The sequence below is a fragment of the Apolloniradiicaulis salifontis genome (assembly GCF_053756655.1).
Map to the genome: position 1 here is coordinate 1,639,881 of NZ_CM132387.1, position 22,121 is coordinate 1,662,001.

General features: G+C 64.0%; 22 protein-coding genes. 18 read left to right on the plus strand and 4 right to left on the minus strand.

All coding sequences use genetic code 11. The features are described from left to right. The first annotated feature begins 10 nt into the window (after positions 1-10). From ACWCOP_RS07990 to ACWCOP_RS08050, 13 genes are all read left to right on the plus strand, one after another. The gene (locus ACWCOP_RS07990) at positions 11-796 is read left to right on the plus strand and encodes a 3-hydroxybutyrate dehydrogenase (protein ID WP_478247757.1); all 786 of its coding nucleotides are present in this window, start codon (positions 11-13) and stop codon (positions 794-796) included. Continuing rightward, entirely contained in the window at positions 793-1,887 is a 1,095-nt protein-coding gene (locus tag ACWCOP_RS07995) for a patatin-like phospholipase family protein (protein ID WP_478247758.1), read from the plus strand. Before ACWCOP_RS07990 ends, ACWCOP_RS07995 begins: the two co-directional genes overlap by 4 nt. Positions 1,888-2,004: 117 nt before the next feature. Then, on the plus strand, positions 2,005-3,621 hold the full coding sequence (locus ACWCOP_RS08000) for a glutamate synthase-related protein (protein WP_478247759.1): 1,617 nt from the start codon (positions 2,005-2,007) through the stop codon (positions 3,619-3,621). A 4-nt stretch (positions 3,622-3,625) separates the two neighbouring features. Continuing rightward, positions 3,626-3,868 carry a hypothetical protein gene (locus ACWCOP_RS08005; protein ID WP_478247760.1) on the plus strand — a complete coding sequence of 81 codons (243 nt, stop codon included), beginning with the start codon at positions 3,626-3,628 and terminating at the stop codon, positions 3,866-3,868. After that, positions 3,852-4,010, plus strand: coding sequence for a hypothetical protein (locus ACWCOP_RS08010; RefSeq protein WP_478247761.1), 159 nt, complete (start codon positions 3,852-3,854; stop codon positions 4,008-4,010). Before ACWCOP_RS08005 ends, ACWCOP_RS08010 begins: the two co-directional genes overlap by 17 nt. Further along, positions 4,011-5,072: a Rieske 2Fe-2S domain-containing protein gene (locus ACWCOP_RS08015; RefSeq protein ID WP_478247762.1), complete on the plus strand. Its 1,062-nt coding sequence runs from the start codon at positions 4,011-4,013 to the stop codon at positions 5,070-5,072. Then, positions 5,069-5,854 (plus strand): hypothetical protein, encoded by a 786-nt coding sequence (locus tag ACWCOP_RS08020; RefSeq protein ID WP_478247763.1) that lies wholly within the window; start codon positions 5,069-5,071, stop codon positions 5,852-5,854. The genes ACWCOP_RS08015 and ACWCOP_RS08020 overlap by 4 nt, the downstream gene beginning before the upstream one ends. Positions 5,855-5,903: 49 nt before the next feature. After that, positions 5,904-7,889: a thiamine pyrophosphate-dependent enzyme gene (locus ACWCOP_RS08025; protein WP_478247764.1), complete on the plus strand. Its 1,986-nt coding sequence runs from the start codon at positions 5,904-5,906 to the stop codon at positions 7,887-7,889. After that, entirely contained in the window at positions 7,889-8,281 is a 393-nt protein-coding gene (locus ACWCOP_RS08030; RefSeq protein WP_478247765.1) for a DUF1622 domain-containing protein, read from the plus strand. The genes ACWCOP_RS08025 and ACWCOP_RS08030 overlap by 1 nt, the downstream gene beginning before the upstream one ends. Before the next feature lie 72 nt (positions 8,282-8,353). After that, positions 8,354-9,055: an IS6 family transposase gene (locus ACWCOP_RS08035; protein WP_478247766.1), complete on the plus strand. Its 702-nt coding sequence runs from the start codon at positions 8,354-8,356 to the stop codon at positions 9,053-9,055. 168 nt (positions 9,056-9,223) lie between these two features. After that, positions 9,224-9,379 carry a hypothetical protein gene (locus tag ACWCOP_RS08040; protein ID WP_478247767.1) on the plus strand — a complete coding sequence of 52 codons (156 nt, stop codon included), beginning with the start codon at positions 9,224-9,226 and terminating at the stop codon, positions 9,377-9,379. 119 nt (positions 9,380-9,498) lie between these two features. After that, positions 9,499-11,151, plus strand: coding sequence for an AbgT family transporter (locus ACWCOP_RS08045; protein WP_478247768.1), 1,653 nt, complete (start codon positions 9,499-9,501; stop codon positions 11,149-11,151). Between the two features lie 70 nt (positions 11,152-11,221). Next, positions 11,222-13,294, plus strand: coding sequence for an alpha/beta hydrolase (locus tag ACWCOP_RS08050; RefSeq protein WP_478247769.1), 2,073 nt, complete (start codon positions 11,222-11,224; stop codon positions 13,292-13,294). On the opposite strand, the gene ACWCOP_RS08055 is transcribed toward ACWCOP_RS08050, so the two are convergent. From ACWCOP_RS08055 to ACWCOP_RS08065, 3 genes are all read right to left on the minus strand, one after another. Further along, positions 13,291-13,683 (minus strand): hypothetical protein, encoded by a 393-nt coding sequence (locus ACWCOP_RS08055; RefSeq protein WP_478247770.1) that lies wholly within the window; start codon positions 13,681-13,683, stop codon positions 13,291-13,293. The two genes, ACWCOP_RS08050 and ACWCOP_RS08055, sit on opposite strands and share 4 nt — an antisense overlap. 66 nt (positions 13,684-13,749) lie before the next feature. Then, entirely contained in the window at positions 13,750-15,126 is a 1,377-nt protein-coding gene (gene mltF / locus ACWCOP_RS08060) for a membrane-bound lytic murein transglycosylase MltF (protein WP_478247771.1), read from the minus strand. A gap of 87 nt (positions 15,127-15,213) precedes the next feature. Continuing rightward, on the minus strand, positions 15,214-15,975 hold the full coding sequence (locus tag ACWCOP_RS08065) for a DUF547 domain-containing protein (protein ID WP_478247772.1): 762 nt from the start codon (positions 15,973-15,975) through the stop codon (positions 15,214-15,216). 91 nt (positions 15,976-16,066) lie between these two features. On the opposite strand from ACWCOP_RS08065, the gene ACWCOP_RS08070 reads away from it, so the two are divergent. The 3 genes from ACWCOP_RS08070 (at position 16,067) to ACWCOP_RS08080 (ending at position 19,299) form a co-directional block, all read left to right on the plus strand. Continuing rightward, entirely contained in the window at positions 16,067-16,948 is an 882-nt protein-coding gene (locus tag ACWCOP_RS08070) for an alpha/beta fold hydrolase (protein ID WP_478247773.1), read from the plus strand. Next, positions 16,945-17,706 carry a crotonase/enoyl-CoA hydratase family protein gene (locus tag ACWCOP_RS08075; RefSeq protein ID WP_478247774.1) on the plus strand — a complete coding sequence of 254 codons (762 nt, stop codon included), beginning with the start codon at positions 16,945-16,947 and terminating at the stop codon, positions 17,704-17,706. The genes ACWCOP_RS08070 and ACWCOP_RS08075 overlap by 4 nt, the downstream gene beginning before the upstream one ends. A gap of 186 nt (positions 17,707-17,892) precedes the next feature. Continuing rightward, a complete protein-coding gene (locus ACWCOP_RS08080; RefSeq protein ID WP_478247775.1) occupies positions 17,893-19,299 on the plus strand; it encodes a YfcC family protein in 1,407 nt (468 codons plus the stop codon). A 41-nt stretch (positions 19,300-19,340) separates the two neighbouring features. On the opposite strand, the gene typA is transcribed toward ACWCOP_RS08080, so the two are convergent. After that, positions 19,341-21,167, minus strand: coding sequence for a translational GTPase TypA (gene typA, locus ACWCOP_RS08085; protein WP_478247776.1), 1,827 nt, complete (start codon positions 21,165-21,167; stop codon positions 19,341-19,343). Between the two features lie 186 nt (positions 21,168-21,353). Here typA and ACWCOP_RS08090 point away from each other — a divergent pair, with 186 nt between their 5' ends. Both ACWCOP_RS08090 and ACWCOP_RS08095 read left to right on the plus strand, forming a co-directional pair. After that, positions 21,354-21,596 carry a hypothetical protein gene (locus ACWCOP_RS08090; protein WP_478247777.1) on the plus strand — a complete coding sequence of 81 codons (243 nt, stop codon included), beginning with the start codon at positions 21,354-21,356 and terminating at the stop codon, positions 21,594-21,596. Between the two features lie 61 nt (positions 21,597-21,657). Further along, positions 21,658-22,059 carry a hypothetical protein gene (locus ACWCOP_RS08095; RefSeq protein WP_478247778.1) on the plus strand — a complete coding sequence of 134 codons (402 nt, stop codon included), beginning with the start codon at positions 21,658-21,660 and terminating at the stop codon, positions 22,057-22,059. Positions 22,060-22,121: the final 62 nt, after the last annotated feature.

A 22,121-nucleotide genomic window follows, 5' to 3' on the forward strand; every position in this document is an offset into this window, starting at 1 on the left:
AGTCATCACCATGTCCCTTGCGGGAAAAACCGCCCTCGTCACAGGATCAACCAGCGGAATTGGGGAGGGTGTGGCGCGCTCGCTCGCTGAAGCCGGCGCGAACATCGTGCTCAACGGGTTTGGCGACGCTTCGGAGATTGAAACTCTGCGCGCGGGCCTTGAGGCCGAACACGGCGTGCAGGCGAGCTATTCAGGAGCCGATCTGACGCTTTTGGACGAGTTGAATGACATGATCGCCGAGGCCGAAGCGCGTTTCGGAACTGTCGACATTCTCGTCAATAACGCCGGCGTCCAGCATGTCGCACCGCTTGAGGAGTTTCCGCCGGACAAGTGGGCCTTCATCATCCAGCTCAACCTTTCGGCCGCGTTCCATACGTCGCGAGCCGTTTTCGCGGGCATGAAGGCGCGCGGTTACGGCCGCATTATCAACATCGCCTCGGCTCACGCCCTGGTCGCCTCGCCCTTCAAGGCGGCCTATGTGGCGGCCAAGCACGGCGTGCTGGGTCTGACCAAGACGATCGCCATTGAAGGCGCGGCGCATGGCGTGACAGCGAACGCCATCTGTCCGGGCTATGTGCTGACTCCTTTAGTAGAAAAGCAGATCCCCGACACCGCCAAGGCGCGGGGCTTGACCGAAGAGCAGGTCAAGCACGACGTGCTGCTTGCGGCTCAGCCCACCAAGGAGTTCGTCACAACAGGCCAGATCGGAGCGCTCGCGGCATTCCTCGCCAGCGAACATGGCGCACAGATCAACGGCGCGGCGTTACCGGTGGATGGCGGGTGGACCGCACAATGAGCAAGGGGCGGCAAACTCGAAAACTGAGCCTCGCCCTTCAAGGTGGCGGCGCGCACGGCGCATTTTCTTGGGGCGTGCTCGACCGGATCCTGGAGCAGCCCGAGCTGGAGCTGGAATGCCTCTCCGGGGCCAGTGCAGGTGCGATGAACGCAGTTGTGCTCGCCGACGGCATGGCCCGTGGCGGTCGCGAGGGCGCCCGCGCCCGGCTGCGGGAGTTTTGGGAGGCGGTGGGTAAGGCTGCCCGTTCAAGCCCGATGCAGCGGACCGTCTTCCAGCGGTTCACCGATAGCTGGAGCCTGGATGCATCTCCAGCCTATCTCCTGTTCGACATGCTGTCGCGTGTGGCGAGCCCGTACGATCTCAATCCGCTTGATCTTAATCCATTGCGTGAGGTGCTTTGCGAGATCGTTGATTTCGATGCGGTGAATGCGTGCGCAGCCCTCAACGTGTTTGTGTCCGCCACAAATGTCGAGACCGGGCGCTCTCGTGTGTTCGGGCGGGACGAAATCACTCCGGATGCGGTCATGGCGTCGGCGGCGCTGCCCTTCATGTTTAAAGCGGTCACCGTGGACGGCGCCCCTTACTGGGACGGCGGATACATGGGCAATCCGCCGCTCTGGCCGATCTTCGATCATGCCGAAAGCGATGACGTGTTGATCATTCAGATCAATCCCTTCCAGCGTTCTGGAGCGCCACGCGCAGCACGCGATATCGTCAGTCGGCTCAACGAGATCACATTCAACGCCTCGCTTTTGCGCGAGCTGCGCTCTGTCGAGTTCGTCAATCGTCTTATTGAGGACGGGCGTATGGACGGCACGGGCTATCGTCCCGTGCGCATGCACATGATCGGCGATGAAGACTTCTTGGCCTCTCTGGGTGCTTCATCAAAGCTGAACGCAGAACAGGCGTTCTTCGAGTTATTGTTCGAAAAGGGGCGCGCCGCCGCCGAAGCTTGGCTCGACGCGCATGCCAGCGATGTGGGCGTGCGCAGCTCATTGGACATCGCCTCGCTCTTTGAGGGCGATCAGGACGCATTGGACGGCGAACGAATTGCTCGCAAAGCGCTGTTCCAGACGGGCGCCGGGACATGAAGCGCGGCGCGTTCACAATACTTGGCTCCGGGCGATTAAGGTTTGCCAACTCGCGGCTAAGCGGGAAGATGATGTCTGGGCGTTCGGTCAATGTGATCCGGGATGGGGAGCTATGACATGAACAAGACCTCGATCGCCCTTTGGGCTGATCTCTATGATCGCCAACCAGCTCATGCCCGTGTTGCAAATGTGGACCTTGTCATCGTGCGTTATGACGAACAGGTCTCGGTTCTTTACGGCCGATGTTTGCACCGCGGCGCTTTGATGGCGGACGGTCATGTCGACGGCGACAACCTGATTTGCGGCCTGCATAACTGGGATTACCGCTACGACACCGGCGTATCAGAGTACAATAATTCCGAAGCCCTGCATAAGTTCTCAGCGTGGGTGAAGAGCGGGAAGGTTTGGGTCGACGCTGACGAAATCAGCGCTTGGCATGACGCCAACCCCCAGCCATTCGACCGCGACGCCTATCTCGGAGACTTCCAGGATACCGGTTCAGAAGCGGCCGAGCCTTATAACGCCCTCATTCAGAGCTATGCCCGCGACGGCTTGTCCGAGACCGGCCACCACGGCGCGGTCGACGCCATGGGTGTGCCCCGTCATCAACTGCCTGATTGGGACGACATCCAGATTCTCACCGCCCAGCTCGCCCGCCCGCCGCGTCTTGATGATGAGCCGGTCGACACTTCGGTCATCATCGGACCAAACGCGCAAAAGCCGCTGCGTCTTGATATTCCTCTTTTTGTCTCGGACATGAGCTTCGGCGCCTTGTCAAAGCCGGCCAAGATCGCTCTGGCGCGCGGGGCAGAGCTCGCCGGCACGGGCATTTGTTCAGGCGAGGGCGGCATGCTCCCTGATGAGCAGCAAGCCAACAGCCGGTATTTCTACGAACTTGCCTCAGCGCGCTTCGGGTTTTCCTGGGACAAGCTGGCGCGGGTGCAGGCCTTCCACTTCAAGGGCGGCCAGGGCGCCAAGACCGGAACTGGAGGGCACTTGCCCGGCCACAAGGTCCGCGGCGAAATCGCTGAAGTCCGCGGCCTAGAAGAAGGCGAGGCGGCGGTGTCGCCCGCGCGCTTCCCCGAGTGGACCGAGCCGGCTCAGATCAAGGCCTTCGCCGACGAGGTGCGCGACCGCACCGGCGGCGTGCCCATCGGATACAAGCTGTCGGCCCAGCACGTCGAAGCCGATATCGACGCCGCGCTTGAGGTCGGAGTCGATTACATCATCCTGGACGGGCGCGGAGGCGGAACGGGCGCGGCGCCGATCATCTTCCGCGACAACATCTCCGTGCCGACCATTCCCGCGCTCGCCCGCGCGCGCCGGCATCTGGACCGCAGCGGGCGCGGCGACATCACCCTGGTGATCACGGGCGGGCTGAGGAAGCCGGCCGACTTCGTCAAGGCGTTAGCGCTCGGCGCAGACGCTGTCGCTGTGTCCAACTCAGCCATGCAGGCCATCGGCTGCATCGCCATGCGCGCGTGCCACACGAATAACTGCCCTGTCGGTATCGCCACTCAGCGTCCCGAGCTGGTCGACCGGCTGGTGGTGGAGAAATCGGCCCGACGCTTGAAGAACTTTTTCGACGCCAGCGTGGAACTGATGACCGTCATGGCGCGCGCCTGCGGTCACGAGCGGCTGTCGGATTTCTCAATCACCGATCTGACCACCTGGAAGCGCGACATGGCTGACCTGACCGGCATCGAGTATGGCGGCGTGGCGGGACGGAGCTGAAACCATGACCCCTGAATTGGCCGGCCTCATCTGGACCATCGCCGCGGCCTACGCCGTGATCGGCGTGTTGGTCGCGCTGATTTTCGTTACGGCGCTGATCAAACGAGTCTCGCCCGGCGCGCGCACCGCCGCGCCGCTGCAGTTTCGCATTCTCGTGTTCCCGGCGTGCGTCGCGCTGTGGCCGGCGCTGCTGGGCAAGCTCGTCGCGCCGAAACCGAAGGAGGCCTCCCATGAGACGACCGCTTAGACGTCTGCATCTGATCTGGTGGGCGATCCTGGCGCCGGTCATTGGGCTGGCGGCGAGCTACGGGATCGGGGCGGCTATCGACGAACCGAACGCTCTGACGCCGGCGCCGGCGGAGCTGTTCGAAACCGCCGGGGAGAGCTAAATGTCGGTCGGATTTCAGGCGGTTCAGTGGAACCGGTTCAAAGTTGTCTACGATCTGGTGCTTTGGGGCGGCGCGCTCGTGTTGACCGTCGCCTTCATCGCCGGGTCGGCGCTCACCCAGCCCGAAGGCGAGAGCTTCCATCCGGTTCAGCTGGTCATGCGCGCCTTTGCGTTGACGGCGTTCGTTCTGTTGACCCTCACCCTGGCCATCGGGCCGCTGGCGCGCCTGTCCGACCGGTTCAAGCCGCTCTTGTATAATCGCCGTCATCTCGGCGTGACGGTGTTCACGTTCGCCCTGCTCCACGCCGCCCTTGTGCTTGTGTGGTATCACGGGTTTTCCGAGACGAACGTGTTTGTCTCGCTGCTTGCGACCAATCCTGAGTACGATCAGATTTACGGCTTCCCGTTCGAGGCGCTGGGGCTCGCCGCGCTCCTGATCCTGTTCGTAATGGCCGCCACCAGCCATGACTTCTGGCTCGACCTATTGAGCGCGCCGGCGTGGAAACTGATCCATATGCTGGTCTACCCGGCTTACGCGCTGGTGGTCGCCCATGTGGCGCTTGGCGCGCTCCAGGATCAAGACTCGCTCGTGCTCGCCGGTCTCGTCGCCAGCGCCGCCGGCGGGCTCGTGATCCTGCATCTCGTTGCTGGTCTGCGCGAAGCCGGCGCGGACGCGCGGGCCGACCGCACGCCGAGCGATGGCTGGCTTGATGTGGGCGATCCCGGCGAGATCCCGGACGGGCGCGCGGTGATCGTCTCGGCTAGAGGCGGGGAGCGCATCGCGGTGTTCCGCGACGGGCGAACGATTGCGGCCCTGTCCAATGTCTGCCGCCACCAGAACGGCCCGCTGGGCGAAGGCCATGTGCGCGACGGCTGCGCGGTTTGCCCCTGGCATGGCTGGGAGTACCGGCTGACCGACGGGCGCGCGCCTGAGCCGTTCACCGAAAAGCTCGCCACCTATCCCGTGCGCCTCGTCGAGGGGCGCATTCAGGTCAGCGAGACGGCCTTGCCGCCCGGCACGCCGACCGACCCGATCATCCTGCCTGAGGAGGCCGCGCCATGATCCGCCCGCCCGCAAAGCCGCCGCTGAAGCCGCGCGTGTCCAACGAGCCGTTTGTCGGCTACGTCGACACCCCATCCGTTGATCGCCGCTTTCTTCTGGGCCTGAGCGTTCTGGGCGTGGCCGGCCTGGGCGGGCTGGGGTGGACGATCGCCAAACACCAGGCCGGCGCTGGGCGCGGCGCTTGGGACATGGGCACGCCGGTGACATTGGCAGGATCAGTCGCCGCCGCACCCTACGCCCATATCCGCGTCCTGAAGAACGGCGCAGTGCGCACAGTACTATTGGGCTGCGAGACCAAGTGTGGGGCCCGTGAGCGCCTTGAAGAGATCGCCTTCGATACAGGCAGCGCGCGCGTTATTGGGACCCTGTTGGAGCGAGACGAGTATCAAATGCTCGCCACGGCCTCAGCGCCGGACTGGATTGAGCCGGATGCAAGCCTCGCCGCGCCCCCCGCCCCGGTGGAGGAGGAGCTGGGCGAAGCTGAACTCGCCGGGGAGATCCTGGACACCAAATGCTGGTTCGGCGCCATGCGGCCTAATGAAGGCCTTGGCCACAAGGCTTGCGCCATGCTGTGCATCGCAAGCGGCGTGCCGCCCTATTTCGGCGTGCGCGACACCAATGGCCGCGAACGCGCTTTGATGATCACAGATCCCGACGGCGGCGCGCTGGTCCAGCCGATCCTGGAGTTTGTCGCCGAGCCGGTGCGCGCGGCCGGGCGGCTTGTGCGCCTGGACGATCTGATCCAGTTCCGCCTCGATCCGACAAGCTTGCGCCGCGCGTAACGCCGACCTCGCGGCCACCAGCGCTGCGGTCTGAAGGAAAGGACGTCCCATGAGCGAACACCAAGCCGAGCTGGAATGGTGGAAGGTCGCCGAACCGGGCGAGCTCGCCGAAGGCCGGGTCAAGTCAGCCGTCGCCGGCACGCGCTATATCGCGCTGGTTCATTTCGACGGTCAGTACGCGGCCATGGACAATCACTGCCCCCACCAGGGCGGTCCGCTGGGCGAAGGCTCCATCGAAAAGGGCGTCGACGGTGCATGCTGGCTGCGCTGTCCCTGGCATGGCTGGGACTTCGATCCGCTGACCGGCAAACCGCCGGGCGGCCATGAAGACACCGGCCAGGAGACCTTTCCGGTCGAGGTGCGCGAGGACGGGGTTTATGTCGGCGTGCCCAAGCAGGGCCCGCGGGCGCGTACGGTGTCCGACGCCATGGTCGAGACCATGGTCAGCTGGGGCGTCAGGACGGTGTTCGGCATGGTCGGGCACTCCAATCTCGGCATCGCGGAAGCCTTCCGAACGCTGGAGGCCGAGGACAAGCTGTCCTACTACGCCATCCGCCACGAGGGCGCGGCGAGCTTTGCGGCTTCGGGCTACGCCAAGCTGTCCGGCGCGCCGGCGGCGTGTTTCTCCATCGCCGGACCGGGCGCGACCAACCTTCTCACCGGCCTGTGGGACGCCAAGATGGATCGCGCCCCGGTGCTGGCGCTGACCGGGCAGGTGCAGATCCAGGTCTTCGGCCCCGGCGCCTTCCAGGACATTCCCTTGGACAAGGCGTTCGACGCGGTGGCGCGGTTCAGCCAAGTAGTGCTGCCAAGCTCCAACCATCCCGAGCTTATGAGCCTGGCGTGCAAGAACGCCATCGTTCAGCGCGATGTCGCCCATCTCATCTTTCCCGACGACGTATCCAAAGCCGCCAGCGATGCCGAGCCGCGCGGACCGCAAGGGCGCCTGGCGAACCTTGAAACCGCGCCGGCGCAGGAGACCTTGGAGTCGGCCGTCGCTATGATCGCCAAGGCGAAGCGCCCGTTGATCATCGTCGGCTATGGCGCGCGCCACGCCATGGACCAGATCGGCGCGCTCGCCGAGGAACTAAATTGCCCGGTCGCGACCACCTTCAAGGGCAAGGGCCAGATCCCCGACACCCATGCCCTGGCCGCCGGGGTTCTGGGTCGGTCGGGCACGCCGGTGGCGAGCAGGTTCATGAATGAGTGCGACCTGATACTGGCGCTGGGCTCGTCCTTCTCCAACCACACGGGCATTTCACCGGGCAAGCCGATCATCCAGGTCGAATTCGAGGCCATGCAGGTCGGCAAGTTCCACCCCGTCGCCCTGCCGCTCCTTGGCGAAGTACGTCGCACGACCGGCATTTTGCGCACCCTGCTGCGCGCGGCGTCGATCAGCACCGTCGATCAGCGCGGTGAAGTCGCCGAGCGCTGGCGGATCTGGCGCGAGGAGAAAGCCCGCCGCCTCACTGAAGACCGCGGCAGGGGCCTATCGGCGAGCGTCGTATTCGACGCTCTGACGCGCGCGGCTCCGTCCGACGCCGTGATTGCGGTGGATGTGGGCAATAACGCCTATTCCTTCGGGCGCTATTTTGAGCCGTGCGGCCAGTCCGTGCTGCTGTCGGGTTATCTGGGATCGATCGGCTTTGCGTTCCCGGCGGCCATGGGCGCCTGGGCGGCGACGAAGGACTTTGACGCGCTGAACGGCCGTAAGGTGATCGCGGTCGCCGGCGATGGCGGGTTCGCCCAGTACGCCATGGAGTTCACCACCGCGGTGCGCCACGGAATGAACATCACCCTGGTCCTTTTGAACAATGAGGAGCTCGGCAAAATCTCCAAGGAGCAGCGCGGCGAGGAGCTGCCGGTCTATCAGACCAGCCTTGTAAATCCATCTTTCGCCCAGTTCGCCGAGGACTGCGGAGGCTGGGGGCGTCGCGTTACTCAACGCGAGGCGCTCGATGCGGTACTGGCCGAAGCGCTGGCTCATGACGGCCCGGCGTTGTTGGAAATCGTGCAGGATTCCGAGCTAGTGTGATGGATGCCCAGCTGCACACCTCGGAGGGCATGGCCCATCACGTCTGGCTTGCGCCGATCGTTCCTGTTCTCGAAACCCTGGCTGTAATCATCGACCTGATCGGCATCGCCATTGTGCTCTACGGTTTCGCGGTGGCGCTCGTCGCTTTCTTCAAGCGTGAAGCGGCGCGATACCGGGCAGGCGAAAGCGCATACGCCTGCCAGTCGGTGCGCCTGACGCTGGGCATGTACATCCTGCTCGGCATCGAATTCATGATTGCATCGGACATCATCCACACCGTGATCAGCCGCGCGCTCGGCGACCTTCTACTCGTCGCCGCGCTCGTCGCGATCCGCACCGCCATCAGCTTTTTCCTCGGTAAAGAACTCGAAGACGCCAAACGGCTTGAGTGACGACGAAGTCCATGGGGTCCTGTCAGAGGAAAACCGCTTGAGCCGCCCTGCCCGGCTTTCTAGCCTCGGCGGATGAGCAATCCGTTCCGCTACTTCAAGACTTCACCTGAAATCATCCGCCTGGCGGTGATGATGTATGTCCGTTTCCCGCTGTCGCTGCGCAACGTCGAGGACCTGCTCCACGAGCGCGGCATTGATATCAGCCATGAGACCGTGCGCTACTGGTGGAACCGGTTCGGGCCGCTGATGGCACGGGAGATCCGCAAGCGCCGGTCCGAGCAGCTTCGCCATGTGACCCAGTGGCGGTGGCATCTCGACGAGGTCTTTGTGAGGATCAACGGCGAGACCCATTACCTTTGGCGTGCCGTCGACCATGAAGGTGAGGTGCTGGAGTCGTACGTCACGAAGACCCGGGACAAGGCATCAGCATTGAAATTTCTCAAGAAATCGATGAAGCGATACGGTCGGCCGGAGGAGATCGTGACCGATCGTCTTCGTTCTTACGGCGCGGCGATGCGCGAGATCGGCAACGCGCCGCGGCAGGTCACTGGCCGGCATGAAAACAACCGCGCGGAAAACTCGCACTTACCGTTTCGAAGGCGGGAGCGGGCGATGGCGCGGTTCCGGCAAATGCGAAGTCTGCAGAAGTTCGCCGCCGCTCACGCCTCAGTCCACAACCACTTCAACAACGACCGATCTCTCGAACGCCGACCTCGCTTCAAAGACCTCCGCGACGCGGCGCTCGCCGAGTGGCGTCAGCTGCTGGCCGCATAAGATTGCGCGCACCGATTTCGGAGACCCGTTCGCGTTCGTCTGACAGCACCCCAGATCGCCCTGATCCTCTGGAACGGGGATAATCTGTCCTGCCTGTGGGCGGGTCCGCAAAGCGAGGCGGTCGATCGGCTGGCGGACCAGCTGGGCGGCTTCATCGAGAGCGAAGGCGTGACCACAAGAGCCATCGACCAGACCGTCGAAGCCGGCGGCCGGGAATGGGCGCGCCGCATGGCGGTGGCACGAACCCCTGTCGCGGATCTGCCGGCCGAAGTCGCCGGCCGCGCAGTGACCGACGCGGCAAGACTGGACCGGTCACCGCTGTAGCGGCGCGAACGATCAGCCAGCGCTTGAGACGCGGCCGCCAATAACCCTTATTTCCGTGCGGTTGAAAAAATCGCAGGGTCAGCCTCCATTGTGGTCGTCAATTCACGACGGAGACTGCAATGCCCCAGCCTCAACCGCCTCAAACCGCCAGGCGCAACGCGTTTACGCGCTTCCTCGACGGGGTGGAATGGCTGGGCAATCTCCTGCCGCACCCTGTCACCCTTTTCGCTGTTCTGGCGGTCGGGATCGTCCTCCTCTCGGGCCTGCTGGGCTGGCTGGGCGTGGCCGTTGAGGATCCCAGACCAGAGGGCGCGCGCGGCGTGGCCGAGGACGGCATGATCCGCGCGGTCAGCCTCATGAACGGCGACGGCGTCCGGCGCATCTTTACAAGCCTGACCGAGAATTTCACAAGCTTCGCGCCGCTGGGCGTGGTGCTGGTGGCCATGCTGGGCGTCGGCGTGGCGGAGAAATCCGGCCTTCTGTCCGCAGCGGTGCGCGCCATGGTGCTGGGCGCGCCGCGCAACGTGGTGACGGTCGCCATCGTGTTCGCAGGCATTGTCTCCAACACCGCGTCGGAGGTGGGCTATGTGGTGCTGATCCCGCTCGCCGGAGCGATCTTCTACGCGCTTGGCCGTCACCCGCTGGCCGGCATGGCGGCGGCGTTTGCGGGCGTATCCGGCGGCTACAGCGCCAACCTGCTCATCGGCACGATCGATCCCCTGCTGGCCGGAATCACCGAAGAAGCCGCCCAGCTGGTTGATCCGGCCTATACGGTGAACGCCACGGCGAACTGGTTTTTTATGATCGGAAGCACGTTCCTGATAACCATCGTCGGCTCGCTGGTCTCCATCTTCGTCGTCGAACCCAAGCTCGGCGCCTATGATCCAGATCGCGCCGACCCGACAATTCTGAACAAATCCATGATGGAGGCGCTGTCCGGGCCGGAAAAGAAGGGGCTTGGTGCGGCGGGGCTCGCCTTTCTGGCGGTTCTGGCGGTCATGGCTTACACGCTGCTTCCGGATATTCGCTTTCCCGCCTGGATTCCGTTGCTCTCCGGCGCGTCGATTCCAGAGGTCCTGCCCGGCTGGGGGGTGTTGCGCGACCCCGACACCGGCGACGTCATGCGGTCGCCGTTCTTCTCCGGCTTCGTGGTGTGGATCCTGATCTTCTTCGTCGTCACCGGATACGCTTATGGCCGCGTCGCCGGAACCATGCGCGGCGACCGCGACGTCATCGACGCCATGGCGGCGGCCCTGTCCTCGCTCGGGCTGTACATCGTGCTGGTGTTCTTTGCGGCGCAGTTCGTGGCGTTTTTCGGCTGGACCAATCTTGGCGCCATCACCGCGGTGTCCGGCGCCAGCTTCCTGCAGGACACAGGCATGACGGGGCCCGCCCTTTTCTTCCTGTTCATCCTGATGTGTGCGGTGATCAATCTGTCCCTGGGCTCGGCGTCGGCCCAGTGGGCTGTGACCGCGCCCATCTTCGTGCCCATGCTGATGCTCATTGGATACTCTCCGGAAGTGATCCAGGCGGCCTACCGGATCGGCGACAGCACCACCAACATCATCACCCCAATGATGAGCTATTTCGGCCTGATCCTGGCCTGGGCCACGCGCTATGACAAAAATCTGGGTGTGGGCACGCTGATCGCGATGATGCTGCCCTACTCGATCTTCTTCATGCTCTCCTGGTCGGCCTTCTTCTTCGCCTGGACCTTCCTGCTGAACCTGCCGGTGGGGCCCGGCTCGCCAACCTTCTACCCGGCGGGCTGACGGACGAACGCTTGACCCGCGCACCTCGGGAGGGCTCAATCCGGTCCGAGGGCTAATGTGGGAGTGGCGGATGGTCTTTACGGCGATGATCCTGGCGGCTGCGCTGCAAGGCGCCGCGCCCGATCCGCAGATCGAGGCGGTCCAGGCCGTGGCCGTGGAAAGGGCCATTGAGCCCGCAGCGCCCTCGCCGGCGGCGCTGAACATGGACACCGACCTTCGCCCCCTCGCCTGCCCGTTCATAGGCCGCGTCGAGTACGAGCCGGGCGAGCTGTCGTGCGGCACGATTGTCGTGCCGGAAAACCGCGAGGCAGCCGTGAGCCGTTCCATCCGGCTGATGTATGTGCACATGCCCGCCACCGGCGAAGACGAGGATCGCCGTGACGATCCCGTCATCTACCTCACCGGCGGGCCGGGCGTTCCGGTGGAAGGCTATGTGGAGCGGCTGCGCGATCACCCGCTCTTTGAAACGCGCGATCTCTACATTCTCGAACAGCGCGGCATCGCCAATAGCGGCGAGTTTTGCCCGCAATACGACGTTCTGAGCCCGGGCCTCGCAGATCCGCGCACGTTTGAAGAAACCGAAATCGCCAACGCTGAACGCATGGGCCTTTGCTTCTCCGAAGCCAGCGCGCGCGGCGTCGATCTGCGCGGTTACAACACCCAGGAGAACGCCCGCGATATCAAAGCGCTGCGCGAGGCTCTCGAGTTTGAGCAATGGAATGTCTGGGGAATCTCTTACGGTTCTCATCTGGGACAGATGGTGATGCATGAAGACCCCGCCGGGGTTCGCGCCATTGTTCTGGACGCCATCGTGCCCAACGATCTGGGCGGCGGTTTCGGTGACACCGGGCGTATGGCCGAGACGATACTCGAGACCTATTCCGACGCCTGCACGCCGGGCGCGCCGTGCGACGGCTTCGTTGACCGGATGTTCTCTGCGATCGAGTCCATGCAGGAAAATCCAGTGATCGTGATGGTCGACAATCCCGAGATTGCACCGTCCGGCGAGCTCTGGATTCCACCCATCGTGCTGATGGCTCCCGCCTTCGTCATGTCCTATGAGCATGAGCAGCATCCGGCGGCGCCGGCGGTCACCGACCGGCTCTCGCAGCTGTTCACCGATCCCGACCCCGCCTTTCTGGAAGGGCTCGGCGCCGCGCTGTCGAACGGCGGGGCGCCCGCACCATTTGGAGCTGTCGCCGCCGGCATGAGCGCCACCGTGCGATGCAATGACGGCTACATGGCGCAAACGCTGGCCGATCAGCAGGCCTCCACCCATACAAGGTTCGAAGGCGTCTTCTACACGGACGCCGGCGCGCGCGCCTCGCTCGACATGTGCGAGCGCTTCGGACTGATCCGGCGCACCGGGCCGGCTTACGCCATCCCTGAAGCCTCCGTGCCGACCCTGATCGTGAACGGAGACGCCGATCCGGTGACCCCGCCTTGGCTGGCCGAATACATTCACGCGCGCATGCCGGGCTCGCGCCTGGTGATAACGCCGAACGCCGGCCACGGCCCCACCCGCGCCATGCCCGAATGCGCCGGCGAGGTTCTCACCGCCTTTTTTGATGCGCCCGACGTGGATGCGCTGGACGCCTCCTGTCTTGAAGAGGGCGTCGACGCGCCGGTATATCCTCGCGTCATGTCCATCGACGCGCCGCTGAAGCTGCTGGCTCTGGCGCCCGGTGCGCCGCAAAGCTTCATTCTTCCCGGCGCCTGGGTTGGCCTGCCGCTGCTGGTTCTGCTGCTCACCGCCGTACTGACCCCGTTCGGATTTGTCGCGCGGGTGATCGACCGAAATCCGGCCAGCGAGATGGGCGCTGACACCGGCGGCGCGCGTCTGGCCGCATGGTTGACTGCTCTGGCGGCGCTTGGCGGGGTGGGTCTTCTGGCGGCGGGAGGTTACGCGGCCTATGAGATCGCGCCGCTTGCCCTGATCGCCGGACTTCTGGGACCGGCCTGGACCGGCGCCTGGATGCTCCTGGCCGCCGGCGCTCTGGGCGCTGTCACGCTGGTGCTTCTGGTCCGGGCGCTGGGCGCAGGTCAGGTGCGGATCGGGACCCTGACAGGGTTCGCCCTCACCGGAGCGGCCGGGATCGCTGTCGCCGCGTTCGCGCTGGTGTTCGGAATAACGCCGTTTTAGGCTTGGTTGGGCGCTTCCTTGCTTCCAAACCAGATTTTGGCGTCGTCTACGGTCTCGAACCCGCAGGCGAGAACGCCGCAATCGCGCAGTTCGGCCACAAGCGCCTCCCAGCCGGCGTCCTGGTGGCCTCGATGGACAAGCGCGAAGCGTTCCAGTCCGGAGTCCTTAATTTGCATAGCAAGCGCGCTGGCCTGAGACTTGCCTGAATTGCTTATCTGCTTGGCGGACACAGCGTGGTCCATATCCAGGATCACCGAGCGCAGATGTTCCGAGATGATCAGTCCGACAACCTCACTGAAAGTCTGCGCCTGATCACGAAACGAAGCGTTGTCTGCGATACGAGCCAAGAGCTCGCTTGATGTAAGAAGCCGCCAGTCAACCAACGCCATAATGGCTAATCCTATTACCTGAACAGAATTAGAACCCATCAGACGGGCGTCCGGTTCCGCTTCGGATTATCCTTCCAGATGGAGGTCAAGAAGAGCCTTGTAGCGGCGGATATTGCGAACATAGTGCACCGGCTCGCCGCCGCGGGCATATCCGTAGGGAAGGCTTTCGTAATACGCTGGCTCCGACAGAAGCGGCAGCGTGGTGCGCACGTCCGTCCAGACATTCTTATTCAGCCCCTGCCTCTCGGCGAGACGGCGCGCATCATAGAGATGCCCCATGCCGATATTATAGGCCGCCATCGCCTTGAACAGGCGGTCCTCGCCTTCCACGCCGTCCGGCATCCGGCCCATGAGGTTGGACATATATTGCGCGCCGCCAAAGATCGACTGGCGCGGATCCGAGCGGTCTTCAATCCCGAGCTCGCCGGCGGTCGGCAGGGTCAGCATCATCATGCCGCGCACCCCGGTCGGGCTTTGGGCGTCGGCGTCCCAATGGCTTTCCTGATAGGCTTGGGCGGCCAGCCAGCGCCAGTCTAGCCCCTCCTCCTCAGCCGCTTGCCGAAACCAGCCCTCGTATTGCGGAAGCCGTTCCTCGATCCGGGCGATGAACCGGCGGGTGTCGACATAGTCGAACGCCTGTCGCGAATACCCGTACCAGCGCTCGTCCAGATCTTCGAGCAAGCCTTCTTGGTGGGCGCGTGAAAACCAGGTGTTCAGCGCGTCGACCAGATCCTCGTTCTCCTGTCCGATCACCCAGGCCAGACTGCGATCGTCTTCAGTCAGGCTGAGCGGCGTGAGAAGTTCAGGAAACTCCAGGCGGGCGTGGGCCACCAGATTGGAGTCGGCGACCGTGGCCGTGATTTCCCCGTTCTGAACCGCTTCCAGCAGCTCGAACGCCGACGGGGCCTCGACGGTGCGCCAATCCAGTTCCGGCAGATCGACCTGCAGCGCCTGAAGCGACTCCACGTAGCTGGACTGCGCCACTACAGCCAGATCGAGCCCGAGAATATCCGCCGGCTGGCGCACCTGCGGCCCGCCGCGGCGCGTCACCAGCATTTCGGTGATATTCAGGTAAGACGGGCCGAACAGGAATCGCTCTTGGCGCTCGGCGGTGCGCGTAATGCCGGCGGCGGCGAGATCACCGACGCCGTCCTCGACCCCCTGAAGGACGCCCGAAAGATCGTCGAACACGACAAATCGAACACCCACGCCCAGATCTTCAGCGAAGGCGCGCGCCAGATCGACCTCATAGCCGACCGGTTGGCCATCTTCGCCCAGGGCGTAGGTCGTCGGGCCGGACGTCGTCAGCACGACGATTTCGCCGCGCTCCTGGATGGCGGCGAGGCCGGTGTCATCCAGCGCGCGATCACTCGAGCCGCCACACGCGACAAGGAAGAACGGCGCCAGAACCTTGCCCACACAAAGCGTTCTAAAGAAATTCATTCGCGTTGTATAACCTGATGCACCCGAAAATCCAAACTCCTGACGCGTGAGCCCCGTTTGGTTCCCTTCCAGAACAACCAGTGACAGCTACTCGGCGCGATTAAGATCCCAGTTGTACTGATGGCCGCGAATATTCATATTTTCATGGATGTGGCTTGCCAGAACTGGGTCTGCATAGTCGAGCACATGGGCGATCACGCCGGAGTCGCTGTCACCGAAATCCTGGCGATACCAGCGATATATGCGCGACACCTCAATCCCGCCTTCAACCCTGGTGACGCCGCGGGGATGGTTGATATAGCTGCGCGCCGCAGCCTCGAGATCGGACTGCAGCGTCTCGGCGCGCCAGGCCGTAGCCTTGAGATTCGGACAGCCGATCGACGCGCAATTGACCGCATAGTGCACCAGCGACGCCTCATAGCGCGGCCGCATGATGTCGTGCTCGATATTGTCCAGGGACAGCGCCTCGCCCTCCACAGTGACACGGTCGACGCCCCAGGGGCCGATGGCGAAAGGGTGCGGCTTGATTTCTCGGATGGAGTTTCCCGGCGCCTCGTCCACGATCAGCTTCACCGTCACGGCGTTGTAGAGATTGGCCCAGTAAGCGAACGCCTCGTTCGGCTCCATCGCAGACGGCGTGGCGCGCTCCAGCGCGGCGACATAGGCGTCCAGCGCGGCGCGGTCCTCGTTGTCGGAGCGAAGAGCGTCGTATCGAAACCGGTTTATCCCGTCATCGCTCTGGACCAGATACTCAGACAGGATCGCGTCCCAGGCCTCGTTCGGGTCCTGAGCTGCGGCCAGCGGCGCCCATCCCAGGGCGAGCATGACGGCGAACATGACGGCGCGCATGAAGGGCTCCTTCGTTCATGACTTGCACTCTATGTACGCACTCGCAGCCCTTATGGCTTGCAGCGCGGCTGAATCTCGCCAGTTTGTGATCATGGCTGACGCCGCCGACATCCCCGCGCCGGAACACCGCACCATCGCCCTGCCGGATGGCGAGATGGCTCTGTCATGCTGGCCTGCGCCGGGAAAGCCGCGCCTTGTCTTCGCCCACGCCAACGGTTTCTGCGCCAGCGCGGCGCGGCGCATGCTCTCCGGATTGAGCGCGGATTTCGACATTGTCGCGCCCGATCTTCGCGGCCATGGGCGCACCACCCTGCCCGCCAATCCGTCCAGCCATAAAAGCTGGGATGTTTACGCCAGCGACCTGTTGGCGATGTGTGCAGCGCTGGACCGGCCGCCAGACCTTCTGACCGGCCATTCCATGGGCGCGTCCAGCGTACTTCTGGCGGCGAGCCGCATGGACTCTCCACCGCCGCTGGCGCTGGTGGAGCCGGTGGTGCTGCCGGGCGTCCTGGCGCTCACGGCGCGGACTCCGCTCTGGACAGTGCTGAAAGGCCGGATGGCGATCTCGAAAACCGCCCGCCGGCGCGCGCGCCACTGGCCGTCGCGCCTGGATGTGCTCGCGCGTTATGGGGCCAAGGCGAATTTCGCGCGCTGGTCGCCGGGCGTTCTGGAAGATTATCTCGATGACGGGCTTACGCGGACGCAGGACGGCGTCACCCTGTCCTGCGACCCTGAATGGGAGGCGGCCAATTACGAAGCCCAGGGCCATGACCTATTGGGCGCCGCGCAGCGCGTCACCGCGCCGGTGCGCGTTTTCAAGGCCGAGCACGGCTCTACCCTGATCAACACGGACAGCCTGGTGCGGCGTGGGGTGCGGGTGGAGCGCATGGACGGAGTCGGCCATCTCGCCGTCATGGAGCAGCCCGAGCGCGTGGCCGCCTGGATCCGTCAGGTGTGGAGAGAAAACTCATGAACGTGCGGACCGAAAGCAGAGGCGCCGTCTTCATCGTCACCCTCGACCGGGCCTCCCGCCGCAACGCTGTGGATCGCAACACCGCCGAGGCGCTGGCCGGGGCCTTTCGCGCCTTCGAGGCGGACGATTCCTCAAGCGTCGCCGTGCTGACCGGAGCCGGTGGAGAGTTCTGCGCGGGCGCTGATTTGAAAGCGATCGCCGAAGGCGCGCCCAATCGGGTGGAGCTGACCGGTGACGGGCCCATGGGACCAAGCCGCCTTGCGCTCACCAAACCGGTCATCGCCGCAGTGGAAGGCCACGCCGTGGCCGGCGGGCTGGAGCTCGCCCTGTGGTGTGATCTGCGTGTCATGGCGAAGGATGCGGTGTTCGGCGTCTTCTGCCGCCGCTTCGGCGTACCGCTCGTTGACGGCGGGACGGTGCGCCTGCCCCGCCTGATCGGAGAAAGCCGCGCCATGGACCTGATCCTCACCGGCCGCCCGGTGGGCGCAGAGGAAGCCTTCGCCATCGGGCTGGCGAACCGAGTCGCAAAGCCGGGGCAAGCGCTGAACGACGCGGTCGCGCTCGCCAATGAAATCGCGGCCTTTCCTCAAACCTCCCTCAGGAATGACCGCCGCAGCGTCGTTGAGGCCGCATCGCTGTCCTTTGAAGACGCCATGGTCAACGAGACGAGGCTGGGCCTTGAAACGTTTTCCAGCGGCGAGACGGTGGCCGGCGCCACGCGCTTTTCCGGTGGCGAAGGGCGCGGCGGGCGATTCTGAGGCCAGGGCCGGCTGGCGCCGGTGCGCTCGACTTCACAAATGCGCTGTGGCGGCACGCATCCGTCCCCGGTATCGACGGTGTGGAAGTTGGCTGGTTCCTGGCTTGTGGTGCGCCCAAGAGCTTGATCTTTGAGGCGCGGGCGCCGCCAATGGCGTTCGTAACAGCGCCGAAAAGGGGGAGTGCAGATGACCGAAGCGCATACAGCGGCGAAGCGTGCGCCTTTGCTGCGGATACCGCACACCCTGGTGCTGATGGTCGTCATGATGGCCGCGGCTCTGGTGATGACCTGGATCCTGCCCGCGGGCAGTTTCCAGATGGAGGCCAATGAGGCGGGCCGGATGATGGTGGTCCCCGGGACCTATGCGGTGGTCGAGGATGCGCCAACCTTGGGGCCCTGGCATCTGCTCAGCGTGGTGCCGCGGGCGATGGCGTCTGCGGCCGACGTCATCTTCTTCGTGTTCCTGATCGGCGGCGTGCTCGGCGTGGTGCGCTCCACCGGCGCCATCGACGCGGCCATCGGCGGCATGCTGCAGCATTTCCGCGACCGGCTCGCCCTTCTGGTCCTCGCCTCCATGTTCATGTTCGGAACGTTCTCCGCTGCCTTCGGCATGGCGGCGGAATACATCGCCTTTGTCGGCATGCTGGTGGCGCTATGCGCCGCGCTGCGGCTGGATTCCATGACCGCGGTGGGAATGATGGTGGTGGGTTACGGCGTCGGGTACGGGGTGTCCGCCATGGGTCCCTTCACCGTGCTGGTGGCCCAGGACATCGCCGAGCTTCAGCCCCTGTCGGGGTGGTGGTACCGCCTGCTGATCGCCGGGCCGATCTTCGCCATCGGCTTCCATCACGTCTACAGCTACGCCAGAAAAGTCCAGGCCGATCCGTCCAGAAGCCTGGTTGCGGACGTTGAAAGCGCCAAGGCGCCGGCGCCGGAGGATTACCCTGCGATGACCTGGGCGCGCCGCCTGGTCCTGTTCTCGCTGGGCGTGACGGTGGTCGGCCTTATCCTGGGGGTCACGCTGCAGGGATGGTGGCTCACCGAACTGGCTGCGGTCTTCCTCGGCCTCGCCATCGCAGCGATTATCTTCGGACGGATCCGCCTCGACGACGCGGCGGAGAGCTTCATCGCCGGCGCGGCGCAATTGACCGCCACCGCGCTGCTGGTCGGCTTCGCCCGCTCGATCTCGCTCATCCTAGAGGACGGGCTGGTGTTGCACACCATCGTCAATGCGCTGGCGGCGCCGCTGGAGCAGGTCCGGGCGGAATTCTCCGCCGTCGGCATGCTGCTGCTCCAGTCCCTGCTCAACCTGTTCGTGCCCTCGGGCAGCGGCCAGGCCTTCGCCACCATGCCGATCATGGCGCCGATCGGCGATCTGGTGGGCGTCAGCCGCCAGGTCACGGTGCTGGCCTACCAGTTCGGCGACGGCTTCTCGAACATGATCGTGCCCACCAATGCGGTGCTGATGGGGATACTCGGCCTCGCCGGCATCCCCTACGACCGATGGTTCCGCTTCGTGTTTCCGCTGATGATCAAGCTTACCCTCGCCGCGGCGCTTGCGCTGATGATCGCGGTCTGGATCGGCTACACCTAGGCCGGGGCGGCGCCTGACCGGGCGTCAGGCGCCGTTCCCTTTTAGCTGGCCGCCCGGCTCGCCTTTTTGCGCTCATGCTCCAGCAGGAGCTTCTTGCGCACGCGGATCGACTGGGGCGTCACCTCGACGAGCTCGTCGTCATTGATGAATTCCAGCGCATATTCCAGCGTCAGGCGGATCGGCGTGGTGAGCACGACGGCCTCGTCGGTGCCCGAAGCGCGCATGTTGGTGAGCTTCTTGCCTTTGAGCGGATTGACGATCATGTCGTCGTCGCGGGCGTTGATGCCGATAACCATGCCCTCATAGACTTCCGTGCCGTGTCCGATGAAAAGCTTGCCGCGCTCCTGGATGTTCCACAGAGCGAAGGCGAGCGCCTTGCCGGAGTCCATGGAGATAATCGCGCCTTTGGGTCGCTGACCCACTTCGCCGGCCGCGCGCGGGGCGTAGTGGTCGAAGGCGTGGAACATCAGGCCGGACCCTTGCGTGAGGGTCAGGAATTCCGAACGGAAGCCGATCAGACCGCGCGTCGGCGCGATGTATTCCAGGCGCACCCGGCCGTTTCCGTCGGGCACCATGTTCTTCAGGTCGGCCCGGCGCATGCCGAGCTTTTCCATGACGCCGCCCTGGTGGTCTTCCTCCACGTCGATGGTGAGCGTCTCGAACGGCTCGCAGATCTTGCCGTCGATCTCCTTGGCGATCACCTGCGGGCGGCCCACGGCCAGCTCAAAGCCTTCGCGGCGCATGGTCTCGATCAGCACCGAAAGGTGCAGCTCGCCGCGGCCCGAAACGGTGAACTTGTCGGCGTTGTCCTGCTGCGTCACGCGAAGCGCCACATTGTGGATCAGCTCGCGGTCCAGCCGCTCCTTGATCTGGCGCGAGGTGACGAACTTGCCTTCACGGCCCGCAAACGGCGAATCATTGACCTGGAAGGTCATGGAGATCGTCGGCTCGTCCACGGTGAGCGGCGGCAGCGCTTCTGGATGCTCAGGATCGCACAGCGTGTCGGAGATATTGAGCGGATCGACGCCGTTGAAGGTGATGATGTCGCCCGCGCTCGCCTGGTCGCGCTCGACCTTTTCAAGGCCGTGGAAGCCGAACACCTGCAGCACCTTGGCCTTGCGGGTGGCGCCGTCGGCGCCGACCACGACCACCTGCTGGTTCTTGCGCAGCGTGCCGTGGCGGATGCGCCCCAGCCCGATCACGCCGGTATAGCTGGAATAATCCAGCGCCGAGACCTGCAGCTGGAGCGGCGAATCAGGATCCACCGCCGGCGGCGAGACGCGATCCACGATGGTCTGGAACAAAGGCGTCAGGTCGTCGCCATGGCTGTCGGCTTCAAGGCTCGCCCAACCCTGCAGGGCCGAAGCGAAGACCACGGGAAAGTCCATCTGCTCGTCATCGGCGCCAAGGCGGTCGAACAGATCAAACGTCTGGTCCACAACCCAGTCAGGCCGCGCGCCCGGGCGGTCGACTTTATTGATCACGACGATGGGCTTCAGACCCAGCGCCAGCGCCTTTTTGGTCACAAACGTGGTCTGGGGCATCGGCCCGTCCACCGCGTCGACAAGCAAGAGCACGCTGTCCACCATGGAGAGCACGCGCTCCACCTCGCCGCCGAAATCGGCGTGGCCGGGCGTGTCCACGATGTTGATCGCGTAGTCGCGCCAGGTCACCGCCGTGTTCTTGGCGAGGATTGTGATGCCGCGCTCTTTCTCGATATCGTTGGAGTCCATGACCCGTTCGACATCCATGGTGCGGTCGCCGAACGTGCCCGATTGACGCAGCAGCTTGTCGACGAGGGTGGTCTTGCCATGGTCCACGTGGGCGACGATGGCGATATTACGGATGCGCTCGACCGGAGCGGTCATGGGCCTGGTCCTTATTAAGACGGGGAGTTTGTTTGCGCGCCCTCATACAGGCGCGCGGCGATTAAGGCCAGCACTGGAAACCGCAAACAGGGCACGTTGATTAGAAATTTTTGCTTGACATACCTATGCGTGCCTAATTTGATTTTTACGCGTCGACTAAGGACGCAGAATCGACTGGAGATTGAAATGCGTGAACTGACTCAGGCCGAAATCAACTTCGTTTCAGGTGGCGAGTTTACTGACGGTCAGTGTGTCGCCGCCGGAGCAGGAATGGGCTTGGCCGGCGGGCTTGGAGCAATTGGCGCCGGAATGGCGGTTGGCTCCATCGTTCCTGGACTTGGAACTATCGTGGGAGGCATCGCCGGCTTGGTTGTCGGCACTGCAGCTGGTATTTTCACTTGGACCTGCACCGAGTCGAACAACGCCTGAAGGCTGACCGAATTCGCTGGGCGAGGCGCTCCCTCGCCCGGCGTCCGCTTAGGTGAATAAGATGCGCAAGATCCAGCCCGCCCCTCTTTTTTTCGGATGCATAAGCTGTGGTGTCATTCTGGCGATTGTCGTCCTAAGTCAGTTCCCGGAATCCCTACAAAAACTAGCTTTTCTTTACTTCACTCCGACGATAGCGGCAATCGGATTGCTTGTCTTTGCAGCCATCATGTATGGCTGGGTCTCCGGTCGCACACAGACACCACGTGGAGGTGAAATTGCTGCCGTGTGTGGATTTGTCTTTGTGTCGACAGCTTTTCTCTTCCTCTCGCTGCTTTGGGGAAGCGATTTCCAAGCTCTAGAAAACCTTGATACTCCGATATTTGAGTTTTGGGCTTACGGGCTTGGCGCCCTATTCGTGGTGAGTGCGATTATCTCATCATTTCGCCGAAGTGTCGGCGACTGAAGCATTGCATGCTTGAGCGCAACGCTTGTACCGTCCCGCGTTACTTCTATTAGAACGGGGCG

Excerpts from the sequence above, each read along its gene's own strand:
- ACWCOP_RS07990 (WP_478247757.1), top strand. The coding sequence starts at position 11 with ATGTCCCTTGCGGGAAAAACCGCCCTCGTCACAGGATCAACCAGCGGA.
- ACWCOP_RS07995 (WP_478247758.1), top strand. The coding sequence starts at position 793 with ATGAGCAAGGGGCGGCAAACTCGAAAACTGAGCCTCGCCCTTCAAGGT.
- ACWCOP_RS08000 (WP_478247759.1), top strand. The coding sequence starts at position 2,005 with ATGAACAAGACCTCGATCGCCCTTTGGGCTGATCTCTATGATCGCCAA.
- ACWCOP_RS08005 (WP_478247760.1), top strand. The coding sequence starts at position 3,626 with ATGACCCCTGAATTGGCCGGCCTCATCTGGACCATCGCCGCGGCCTAC.
- ACWCOP_RS08010 (WP_478247761.1), top strand. The coding sequence starts at position 3,852 with ATGAGACGACCGCTTAGACGTCTGCATCTGATCTGGTGGGCGATCCTG.
- ACWCOP_RS08015 (WP_478247762.1), top strand. The coding sequence starts at position 4,011 with ATGTCGGTCGGATTTCAGGCGGTTCAGTGGAACCGGTTCAAAGTTGTC.
- ACWCOP_RS08020 (WP_478247763.1), top strand. The coding sequence starts at position 5,069 with ATGATCCGCCCGCCCGCAAAGCCGCCGCTGAAGCCGCGCGTGTCCAAC.
- ACWCOP_RS08025 (WP_478247764.1), top strand. The coding sequence starts at position 5,904 with ATGAGCGAACACCAAGCCGAGCTGGAATGGTGGAAGGTCGCCGAACCG.
- ACWCOP_RS08030 (WP_478247765.1), top strand. The coding sequence starts at position 7,889 with ATGGATGCCCAGCTGCACACCTCGGAGGGCATGGCCCATCACGTCTGG.
- ACWCOP_RS08035 (WP_478247766.1), top strand. The coding sequence starts at position 8,354 with ATGAGCAATCCGTTCCGCTACTTCAAGACTTCACCTGAAATCATCCGC.
- ACWCOP_RS08045 (WP_478247768.1), top strand. The coding sequence starts at position 9,499 with ATGCCCCAGCCTCAACCGCCTCAAACCGCCAGGCGCAACGCGTTTACG.
- ACWCOP_RS08050 (WP_478247769.1), top strand. The coding sequence starts at position 11,222 with ATGGTCTTTACGGCGATGATCCTGGCGGCTGCGCTGCAAGGCGCCGCG.
- ACWCOP_RS08055 (WP_478247770.1), bottom strand. The coding sequence starts at position 13,683 with ATGGCGTTGGTTGACTGGCGGCTTCTTACATCAAGCGAGCTCTTGGCT.
- mltF (WP_478247771.1), bottom strand. The coding sequence starts at position 15,126 with ATGAATTTCTTTAGAACGCTTTGTGTGGGCAAGGTTCTGGCGCCGTTC.
- ACWCOP_RS08065 (WP_478247772.1), bottom strand. The coding sequence starts at position 15,975 with ATGCGCGCCGTCATGTTCGCCGTCATGCTCGCCCTGGGATGGGCGCCG.
- ACWCOP_RS08070 (WP_478247773.1), top strand. The coding sequence starts at position 16,067 with ATGGCTGACGCCGCCGACATCCCCGCGCCGGAACACCGCACCATCGCC.
- ACWCOP_RS08075 (WP_478247774.1), top strand. The coding sequence starts at position 16,945 with ATGAACGTGCGGACCGAAAGCAGAGGCGCCGTCTTCATCGTCACCCTC.
- ACWCOP_RS08080 (WP_478247775.1), top strand. The coding sequence starts at position 17,893 with ATGACCGAAGCGCATACAGCGGCGAAGCGTGCGCCTTTGCTGCGGATA.
- typA (WP_478247776.1), bottom strand. The coding sequence starts at position 21,167 with ATGACCGCTCCGGTCGAGCGCATCCGTAATATCGCCATCGTCGCCCAC.
- ACWCOP_RS08090 (WP_478247777.1), top strand. The coding sequence starts at position 21,354 with ATGCGTGAACTGACTCAGGCCGAAATCAACTTCGTTTCAGGTGGCGAG.
- ACWCOP_RS08095 (WP_478247778.1), top strand. The coding sequence starts at position 21,658 with ATGCGCAAGATCCAGCCCGCCCCTCTTTTTTTCGGATGCATAAGCTGT.